2 protein-coding genes are annotated in these 1,799 nt (G+C 71.0%); both read right to left on the bottom strand.

Features of this window, described 5'->3' with window-relative positions; all coding sequences use genetic code 11:
* Window positions 1–200: 200 nt before the first annotated feature.
* Window positions 201–1,100, bottom strand: a complete 900-nt coding sequence (locus G3N92_RS33645; protein ID WP_206131811.1) for an NAD-dependent protein deacetylase — start codon at window positions 1,098–1,100, stop codon at window positions 201–203.
* A 354-nt stretch (window positions 1,101–1,454) separates the two neighbouring features.
* Window positions 1,455–1,799 (bottom strand): hypothetical protein (locus G3N92_RS33640; RefSeq protein ID WP_241015195.1); only part of this gene is annotated, 345 nt, incomplete at its 5' end.

Raw genomic sequence — 1,799 nt, 5'->3', positions numbered from 1 at the left:
GGGCGAGACGGTGTGCGAGGGTGCGGGGTGGGCGCGGGCGGCGGCGCGTGCGGGGCGTGGGGGGCGGGGGACGGATGCGTCATAAGAAAGGGGCCTCGATGCAAAAGGATGGCAAAAGAGGCACAGCGCGCAGTGTGCCGGTCGGGCGCGGCGGGCGATAGCGGGCGGCGCGCGCCCTGCCCGCGCCGCCGCTTCGCGCCTCAGACGCCGGCCGGTGCGCCGTGCGCCGCTTCCGCCAGCCCGAGCCGCGTGGCCAGCCAGTCGAGCGTGGAACCGCAGGCGGCCTCGACCTTCAACGCGAGCAGCGGATCGGCGCGCGTGCGGCCGAGATTCAGCGCGGCGACGGGCTTGTCGCGCTGCTGCGCCCAAACGCAGAACCGGTAGCCCGAATACACCATCAGCGAGGAGCCCACCACCAGCACGGCGTCGGCTTCGTCGAGCGATTGGCTGGCGGCCGCGACGCGCTCGCGCGGCACGTTCTCGCCGAAAAACACCACGGCCGGCTTCAGCATGCCGCCGCACAGCGGGCACGCCGGCACGCGGAACGTGTCGAGCGTATCGAGTTCGAGCTGCGCGTCGCCGTCGGCGAGCGGCACGGCCTCCATCGCGAGCAACGCGGGATTGTCGGCCTCGAGCATCGGCTGGATCGCGGCGCGCGCGTGATGGGCGCCGCACGCGAGGCAGGTCACGCCGTCGATGCCGCCGTGCAGTTCGATCACACCGGCGCTGCCGGCGCGCTGATGCAGGCCGTCGACGTTCTGCGTGACCAGCCGGCCAACCCGCCCGGCCGCGCCGAGCCGCGCGAGCGCGCGATGCGCGGCGTTCGGCCGGGCGCGCCCCACGACGGGCCAGCCGAGCATGCTGCGTGCCCAATACCGGCGGCGCGCATGCTCGGAGCCGACGAATTCCTGGTACTGGATCGGTTGGGAACGCATCCACTGGCCGTTGCGGTCGCGGTAGCCGGGAATGCCGGAATCGGTGCTGATGCCGGCGCCGGTCAGCACGAACAGGCGCGGATGGCGTTCGACGAAGGCATGCAGCGCGTCGAGCGCTGCCGGATCCGCCGCACTGGCGTCGGACGTCGTATCGAGGTCGTTCATGGCTGGATGGGGAAGTCCTGCCGGCGGATTCGGGCGGCATTCCGCCTCGCGCACCGGCCAGCGGCCATCATACCGAAGCCGGTTTGCCCGCGTGAGAGGCCGCGCCGGCATTCGATCACATCGGGGTCGGAGCAAAAACGACGCCTGCCCCGACGGTAAAACGCCCGTCCGACGGCCTTGACAGGGCCTTGTCGTTGCACAAACACAACGGATGACGAAATCGCTTGCCAAGCCTAGTACTAACCCTTAGTATTGCATCTGTCTCCTCCATGTCTCCAACATGGATTCAGCCCGCAACAGTGTTGCGGGCTTTTTCTTTTGTGCCGCCGGTTCTCGTCGGCACCGTTCCGCCGCTTATCGCCACCCGCCCAGCGCCACGGCGATCCCGAGCACGCTCCACTGCGCGAACGCGACGATCATGCCCTGCCGCAACAGCCCCACCGCACCCTGCACGCGCAGCGCGAGCGGCCGCCCGGCGCGCCCCGCATCGATCCAGCGCAACGCGAGCAGCGTCTCGTCGAGCGCGGCCAGCGCGGCTGCCTCGCCGTTCCCGCCCTCATCCGTGGCCCGGTCGAGCGCCGCGAACAGCCTGCGGTCGATTTCGATACGCGCCAGCAGCCACAACGCACGCAAGCCGGCCGCGCTGCCGATCGCGGCCAGCGCAATGCGCCCAACGGCGTGCATGCCGCCGCAGGCGGG

The organism is Burkholderia sp. Ac-20379 (genome assembly GCF_017104645.1).
Lineage (GTDB): Bacteria > Pseudomonadota > Gammaproteobacteria > Burkholderiales > Burkholderiaceae > Burkholderia.
Note: the sequence above shows the minus strand (reverse complement) of the source record. Positions and strands in the feature narration are given on the sequence as shown.

Bases quoted from the DNA above. Each gene is read 5' to 3' on its own strand.
- G3N92_RS33645 (WP_206131811.1), bottom strand. From the start codon at position 1,100: ATGAACGACCTCGATACGACGTCCGACGCCAGTGCGGCGGATCCGGCA.